The organism is Paenibacillus sp. p3-SID1389, assembly GCF_025151705.1.
In the GTDB taxonomy this organism is placed as follows: domain Bacteria; phylum Bacillota; class Bacilli; order Paenibacillales; family Paenibacillaceae; genus Fontibacillus; species Fontibacillus phoenicis.
This window is the reverse complement of sequence record NZ_JALXVO010000050.1, coordinates 23,132-31,033: the sequence shown is the minus strand read 5'-3', so window position 1 is coordinate 31,033 and position 7,902 is coordinate 23,132. Positions and strand designations below refer to the sequence as shown.

Annotated in this window: 5 protein-coding genes; 1 reads left to right on the top strand and 4 read right to left on the bottom strand. The window is 53.0% G+C overall.

The window, feature by feature from the left end; all coding sequences use genetic code 11:
* Positions 1 to 147: 147 nt before the first annotated feature.
* From M3G15_RS17455 to M3G15_RS17445, 3 genes are all read right to left on the bottom strand, one after another.
* The gene (locus M3G15_RS17455; protein ID WP_260071610.1) at positions 148 to 1,119 is read right to left on the bottom strand and encodes an aminoglycoside phosphotransferase family protein; all 972 of its coding nucleotides are present in this window, start codon (positions 1,117 to 1,119) and stop codon (positions 148 to 150) included.
* Positions 1,120 to 1,274: 155 nt separating this feature from the next.
* Positions 1,275 to 4,358 carry a copper amine oxidase N-terminal domain-containing protein gene (locus M3G15_RS17450; protein ID WP_260071609.1) on the bottom strand — a complete coding sequence of 1,028 codons (3,084 nt, stop codon included), beginning with the start codon at positions 4,356 to 4,358 and terminating at the stop codon, positions 1,275 to 1,277.
* Between the two features lie 171 nt (positions 4,359 to 4,529).
* Positions 4,530 to 5,189 carry an MOSC domain-containing protein gene (locus M3G15_RS17445; protein ID WP_036644386.1) on the bottom strand — a complete coding sequence of 220 codons (660 nt, stop codon included), beginning with the start codon at positions 5,187 to 5,189 and terminating at the stop codon, positions 4,530 to 4,532.
* 215 nt (positions 5,190 to 5,404) lie between these two features.
* Between M3G15_RS17445 and M3G15_RS17440 the strand changes: the two genes are divergently transcribed.
* Complete coding sequence (locus tag M3G15_RS17440; protein WP_260071608.1) at positions 5,405 to 5,824, top strand: hypothetical protein; 420 nt, start codon at positions 5,405 to 5,407, stop codon at positions 5,822 to 5,824.
* Positions 5,825 to 5,893: 69 nt separating this feature from the next.
* On the opposite strand, the gene M3G15_RS17435 is transcribed toward M3G15_RS17440, so the two are convergent.
* Complete coding sequence (locus M3G15_RS17435; protein ID WP_260071607.1) at positions 5,894 to 7,825, bottom strand: LTA synthase family protein; 1,932 nt, start codon at positions 7,823 to 7,825, stop codon at positions 5,894 to 5,896.
* Positions 7,826 to 7,902: the final 77 nt, after the last annotated feature.

Below are 7,902 nucleotides of genomic sequence, written 5' to 3'. Positions count from 1 at the left end.
TTGAGAGACCTTATTGTAGGCAAATCCGATAGAAACACCTCTTTATAGCCCAAATAGCGGCTTTCAGGTCCGTTAAAGCGGGAAATATTCCGAAAATGAGCTGATAAGGTCACTACAGTCCGTTAGCAGATCGTAAGTGTTCATATGCTACCCATGGTTCTCCAGCAGTTCAAGGCATCCGTCCAAGCCGTCCAACGTCTCTTCCCGCTGTCGCAGCAGCCCTTCCGTCGTCCACACGCCGCCGCCTCGGTGCAGATCTCCTTCGATTAACAAGAGCATCCATATCGAAAAGATCGCAGCAAACCAAGCGTACTCCCGGATCATCACATCCTTGACCCATGGCGTGCCCTGTTTATCCGCTTCCGTAAGATAGGTTTCAAGCAGATGCATCCGATCCTCTGCCGACATCCTCTTCGGAAACCGGGGATGCGACATGTCGATCAGATGATACAAATCCCAATACGGGAGGCTCCGGTGCGCATGCTCCCAATCGAGCAACACCACGCGCCCCGCCTCTGTCACGGCGTAGTTGCCCTGATGCAGATCGCCGTGCGACAGCACTTGCCGTTGGGCTGTGAAGCCGCGACCGTCCCGGACCGCTGAGACGACTGCCGAATCCAACCATTGATCCGGCAGTCCCCGTCCGCTAAGGACAGCCGACGCCTCTTCCCGCCGCTTCAGCACATCTGCGGCGATGGCTGCGATGCCGGGCTTCGGGCCTTGGGCAAGCAAGCCCGGCCATTGTTCCGCGGGAGCCGCGTGCAAGCGGGCCAGCTGCTTGGCTGCCGCCTGGGCGTACACCAGCCGATAGACATGGTCCAGCGGCCCGAGGTTCTCGAAGATCGCCCAGCTCTTGGCGCCGCTCCCCTCCGGCGAGGCGGCAAGCAGCATCGGTGCGGTGATCTCAGGCAGCTCCGCCAGTACGTTCCGGTACACCCACGCCTCCCGGTCTGCCGATTCACCGTTCGTCAGCGGCTTGAAAATATAGCTCTGCCCCGGGGCGATGTAGATCCGCTCCACCCACTGGCCGTTCATGCCTTGGTACACCGGTTCCCGGCGCCAGATCTTTTGATCGTCCAGCGTTCCGTCCGCTTTGACCACTTCATCGATGTTCTGCATTTGGTTTCCTTCCCGCTCCCTAGTTTGACCTTAATGTTACATAAATTTTGAAAAGATTGTCAATCCGCCGCCGGCGTATAGCAAATTGCAGGCAAAAAAGAGCGGCGCCTTAAGCGAACCGCTCTTTTCTGAATATTTTTTTATTTACAAATAGCTTATGGTGTGGCTGGCGTTGTTACTGAAATGGGTCCGGTAATGGCATAGTTGGTGGAACTGCTCATATCCGGAACGGTAATGACGTAAACGTTGTAGGTGTTGTTCTCCAAATCCAGCAGATTACCTTGATAATCTTTATCCAAAACAGCCGAATAAGGTCCTGACTTCGAAATAGCTGCCCCTTGGTAACTTTCGGATGCTACGATACCTGAAGCCCCCGAGGTTGGGACTGCAATGACAAGATATCTGCTGATGCTTTGATCATTGCTTGGTTTGCTGAAAACCACCTCAATGCCGGAGCCATTCACCACAGCACTCACATCGGTTGCAGCAGGTACAGGTACAGTACTTGGATCAACCTTTAGCTTCACTTGACCGGATGGACCGGACAACAGATTCGTCATACCCGAACCGGATTTTGCTACCGTCAGCACAAATACTTGATAGGTTGTATTGGCATCCAACGGTACGCCATATGCTGTATTCGGCTTGCCTAAAGAAACCTGAATGTTCCGTCCGTTCGGTTTCACAGCCGTATAGTTATCTTCCAGAGTCACCGTATTGGCATATTCCAGATTAAAGCTGCTCACATTCGCTGCCGGAACAACCATGATGCGGTATTCCTCAACGTTGCTTTCATTCGGCTGTTTGTTGAAGCTTACCACGATATCGCTGTAGGAATAACCGCTACCTGTGACATCAGCCGAAACGCTTAATGGCTGAAGCGCTGTGCTATTCACCAGCGTAACCTCGTTCGAATATCCCGACAGAACGTTCGATCCGCCGCCGCTTGCGGCAACCGACAGGACGTACACCCGGTAAGGAACTCCGTTGCGAATCGCTTCTCCATCGGTGTCCTTCGCGCCGTTAAGGTTTACGCTTAAGGTAGCCCCGTTTTTGTTGACAGTCGTATAGTAGTTCGACGAATTGGCTGCGTTCAGGTTAAAGCTCTTCGTCGCTTTCACCACAAATACCCGGTAATGGCTAATATACGTTTCATTCGCAGCACGGGTAAAGGTTACCCGCAGATCACGGCCGTCCCCATAATCGCTGACGTCCGCCGCACTCAAGTTCGAGACCGCGCTAACCATATTGTTCGACAATGTAATCGGCGAGGAGTAAGAAGACAAGGCGTTGCTCAGGTTATATCCGCTGCTGGCTACCGACAGGACAAACACCCGATAGCTGACGCCGTTACGGATCGTCGCTCCGTCAACATCTCTCGCCCCCGATTTCAGAACCGTGGAGAGCGTATAGCCGCTCTTGCTCACCGTCGTATAGTTTGCGCTGCCGACATTGTTGGCCTTGGCTAATGTAAAGTTATTCGCATCCGAGGTTTTGACCACCAGGATCCGATAGTTGCTAATATACGTTTCATTCGCAGCACGGGTAAAGGTCACCCGCAGGTCACGGCCGTCCCCATAATCGCTCACATCTTCGACAGTAACGTTCGATACCATATCCACCGTGCTGCCATTCGTTAACGTAATCGCAGCCGAAGCGGACGACAGCGTATTGGTCCCTGCGTAAGCTCCGGTGCCCACGGCCATAACGAATACCCGATAGCTGACACCGTTGCGAATCGTTGCCCCGTCTACATCCCGCGCATTGGAGGACAAGGCATATGACGTAATATTCGAACCAGTCTTATTAACCTGCGTATAGTTTGCGCTGGATACCAGGTTCGCTTTTGCCAGGCTGAAGTTGGCATAGTCGCTGGCTTTAACAACGAAGATCCGGTACGAGCTAATCCGCGTTTCATCTGAGATCCGGTTGAAGCTCACCCGCAGGTCACGGCCGTCGCCATAATCGTTCCAGTCTTCCACCTTCGTGATGACCGGTGCGATAATCGAGCCTTGCGCGAGCGTGATCGCGGAGGAGCCGGACGACAATTTGTTCGAATATCCCGTATTATTGCTCACCGATAACACAAACACCGTGTAGGACACGCCATTCTTGATCAGTTCTCCGGACGTATCCCGAGCGGAAGAGGCCAGCTGGCCGGTTAATGTCGAACCGCTCCCTGATTTGGACACGAGCGTAGAGTAGGAGCTCGGCAAGTTGTTCGCCGTGCTCAGTGTAAAGCTGCTAGCGTCCTTCGTCTTAACGACGAACACGCGATAGTTAGCGATGTTGCTTTCATTTTGCGCTCTTGTAAAGGTGACGCTCAGGTCGCGGCCATCGCCGTAATCGCTCACGTCGCTGACCTTAACGTTCGATGGAGCCGCTACGGAAACGGTATTGGTCAACGTAAAGGCCGGTGATGGATTCGACAACGTATTGGCGCTGTTGCCTTTGCCAATCACCAATACATAAGCAACGTAAGATTGATCCTCACGAATGGCAGCCCCGTCAACGTCCCGTGCGCTGGCCGACAGCGTTAAGGACAGATCGGATCCCGACGGAGACAACGACGTGTAATTGGCCGATCCGACTTTTTGGGCTGCTGCCAGATTAAAGCTGGAAGCATTTGATGCTTTCACGATCATCACGCGATACTGTTCAACGCGCGATTCGTTCGAGGATTTCGAGAAGCTGATCTGCAAATCCCGTCCATCCCCGTAATTTCCCACATCACGGGCAGTGACGTAGGCCACCGGACTAGGATCACTCCCGCTATCCGAGCCACCCGATCCGCCCGAGCCGAAGCCGGAGTTGATGGTAACGATTTTGGCGGAGTTGCTCCACCCCACTTGCTGCCCTAACGCCTCACTGACGAAGCGAACGGGCACCATCGTTCTGCCTTTGATGCTTTGCGCCGGCACGTCGAGCAAGACCGTCTCATTGTTGATGGTTGCCGAACGCGACATCAGCTTCAGCGTGATGGTCGTGCCGTCTTTGTAGGCGGTAACGGTTTTCAGCGTCTGGTTGTAATTCACCTTGGCATCCAGCGCTTCAAAAATCGCCCGGAGCGGCAACATCACCCGTCCGCTAATGATGACCGGGGCCTGGTCTGTAGTCAGCCGGTTGCCATCAATGTAGATGCTGATTGGCGTAGCCGCTTGCGCCGTCGTCTGTTGAAAGATTGGTATGATTAACAATGCGGCTAAGAGCGAAGCCCAAATTTTTTTCAAAAATCTCATCCTCCCCATGCTAATGAACAGCTAAAGAAAAAGTAACTCTTCCCATTTGACGTGTTATGCCAAGCAAAAGTTTCTATGTTTGCCGCTTGTAAAAAAATTTCACTCCCGGATGCCTATCCCCGAACAAAAAAAGCCGCTTCCCATCACGGGCAGCGGATTTAATGAAAGACGCTATTTGCCGGCCAATCGATTCAACCGGGCCGTCAACTGTTCACGCCAGCTGGCTGACAACTCCTCCACGGCTAAAATACGCCGGATCCCTTCGGCATCCTCTTTGTCGACGTGCATTACGCGGTTGGCAAACGCCAGCGTGACTCCTGCGGGGTGCCTCTCGACAAGCTCCAGTTGATCCCCGGGCCGAACCTCTCCTTCCTGGAGCACCCGGAAATAATATCCGGTGTATCCGGTTTGCTGGATCGCCTGCGGCAGCTCGGGCAAACCATGCTTAACGCCCAGCTTGAAGCAAGGCTGCCGTGGTTGGCTGACCTGAACCATCGTGCCGCCCATACGAAACCGGTCACCGATGCAGATCTCGTCTTCGAGCATCCCTTCGGTCGTGATATTTTCCCCAAATGCCCCAAGTTCCAAGGTGATCCCGAACTTCTCCTCCCAATAAGCATAGCGCTCGTACGGATAAACGCAGACCGCCTTGTCCGGTCCCCCGTGAAATTTAAGGTCCGCTTGCTCATCACCGGCAAAATTCACCGACGATAAATACCTCGCTTCCGTCACCGGCATTTTGAATATGCCTGTTCGTACTGTTTTGCCTTGATGCTCCACCTCGATCGGCTTTCCCACGTTGAGCGAACGAACCGTCATATGATCGCCCATTCCTCTCAGCCCCCTCTGTTCCGAAATTCAGCGTGAAATAAATTCCATTATAAGGGACAACTTCATCCAGCACCACCTTATATTCCAAGGGAGCTGCCGGACGATTGAAACTTGCCGGGCACCTGAACCGTATTACTAATAGGCATCAATGATCTCACGACAATCATTTATTACGATGAATACTATCCCTTGCACCAAAGAGAGGAATTAAATCTATGAAATTTAAGCTTAAAAAAGTCGTTATTCTTGGCACGATGGCCCTTGTCATTACGATAAACCCCAGCATGTCCAGTTTTGTAACCAGTCTGACCTATGCGGCTCACCCCTCCAAGCAATCCAGCCTCAGCAATAAGGCGGAGCGTCCGGAGGACGAGCTGAACCGGGTGCTTGGCGCTTCCTCCGACCGGGAGGTTTACGACGCTTTGCTTGAAGGCCAGTCGCTGGCGGATATTGCCGAATCCCACGGCCAAGATGCGAACCAGGTTGTCCAGCTGCAAATTGCCCAACTGCAGGAGCAGCTGCAGAAACGGTTAGACGAAGGCAGCATCACCCGTGAAGTTTATGAGCTTCAGCTGCAAGAGCTGCCGGAGCTGGTTGCCGAGAGCGCGAAAACGAGGTATACAATCCTCGGCTAATTTATTAAAACGAAGGCCCTGCTATGGCACCGCTTATTGCTTGCGGTATCCAGCAGGGCCTTGTTGCGTTTATTTTCCCCGTTTCGGGAGGAGCTTGACATATTCATCGGAGAGCTTCATCAGCTGCAAAATGTAATCGTAGTCGCTGCGGTACGGCGCAATATCGGTGACAGGCTGCAGTGTGTCCAGTGAAACCGCGGTGCCGTCGTCAAAGCCAGCGCCCGGCACGAACATGACTTCATCGTTAAAGAACGAGCCTGTCGGCAGATAATACCGCATCCCCACCACATTACGGTCCAAATTCAACAAGTCGTGCCCGAAGGCGGTAAATCCCTCATTCTCCAGCGAGATTCCGAGAAGATTGGCTACGGTCGGCAAAATATCGACCTGGCCTCCGGTGCGCTCGACGACTTGACCTTGTTCTTGGCCAGGGATGTGAATGATCAGCGGGATGTTGAACCGGCTGATCCGCTCGTCGTAAGCGATCCCCAGCTTCTCACTGATTTGCTTAGCGGGAACGTCCTTCTCCTGAAGGCCAAAGTGATCCCCATAGAACACCAGCATCGTATGGTCCCACAGACCCGTTTGCTTCAACCCGTCAATCAGCTTGCCGATCGCATAATCCGTGTAGTTGACCGCCTCGATATAATTCCCGAGCATCGTGCCTTCTAGATCGGCCGGCAGTTCGATTTGGCGGCGATCCTTCGGCACGACAAACGGATTATGGCTTGAGGTGGTGACGAATTGGGCGTAAAACGGATTGCCTTGCGCCTTTAGCTCGGCCAGCTTTTCGACGCCAACCCGGTACATTTCCTCATCGGACGCGCCAAAATCGTTAAAATGATCGTTTGTATAATACGGCTTATCGTAATATTTATCGAAGTTCAGCGCCGGGTACATTTTGTTCCGATCCCAAAATGTCACCTTATTGATGTGGAACGTATTCGCCGTGTACCCGTATTTTTGCAGCAGGCGCGGCAGACTGGGAAGCTCCCGATCACCATAGCCGGTCGACATCGCCTCCGCAGCTGTCGGATAGATCGACGTATTGGACATAAACTCGGCATCGGACGTATTGCCGGGGCCGATCTGCTGGAACACGTGCGGGAAATAGAAGCCTTCCTTCGCTAAACCGTTAAGTACGGGCGTAATTTCTTGACCGTTAATTTTCAGGTTCAACGGGAAGTTCTGGAACGACTCCATCTGCACGATGATCAAGTTCATCCCTTGGGCTGCGCCAAAATAAGCCGGTACCCCTGTAACATCCATTTTGTAAGGATAGCTGCTCTCAAGCTGCTGGACTTTGGCCGCCGTCTCCTGCAGATTACCTTCCGCGATCATCCGCTCTTCCTCCTGGTTGCGGATCGCCGCATCGACCTGGAAGTTAAAGAAACCTACGCTTTCGGCGCGCACCAGCTCGTTGTCGATGTCTTTTCCCCAGCGGATATAAAGGCCGGACAGCATGAGGCTGACGATCAGGACGAAAGCCACCCCCACCTTCCACGCCAACGAGCCGCGCGGCCGGTCGTTACGGAAGCTGAGGCTCCCCGCCAGATAGAATCCCCGGGAAGCCCGGCGCCTGCGAGCCGTACGAAAGATGCGAACCGCAATCAGCACTGGCAGATCGATGAAATATAGAAATTGTTCAGGCCTTAGCAGCGAAGCAACGCTGGCTTTGACCTCAGGAACCTGGTTGAGCCCGCTCAGCACCGCATACGTTGGTACCGTGCCAAAGTAGGCGTTATATACCGTCGCCGCAAACAGGGTCACGGAGATAATCCAGTTCAATCCGAGGTACACTCCCCATTTGACCTTAGCCGGCGTCAACAGCTCAACCAAACACATCAGCGCCAGCACCGATAGCCATTCACCGGGCAATCCCTGAACCCCAAGGCTCCCATAGAAAAAATATCGCAGCAACAACAGCTTCATGCCAATTAGCACGAACGTTACGACGAAATGAATTCGACTTGAGTTACTTGAGTTACGTATGATCTCCATCTCTTTTCTCCGGAATTTACCGTGTTTTTACATAGCACGCAATTTCTATTTGTTTATTATAACACGGTAAAATCCAG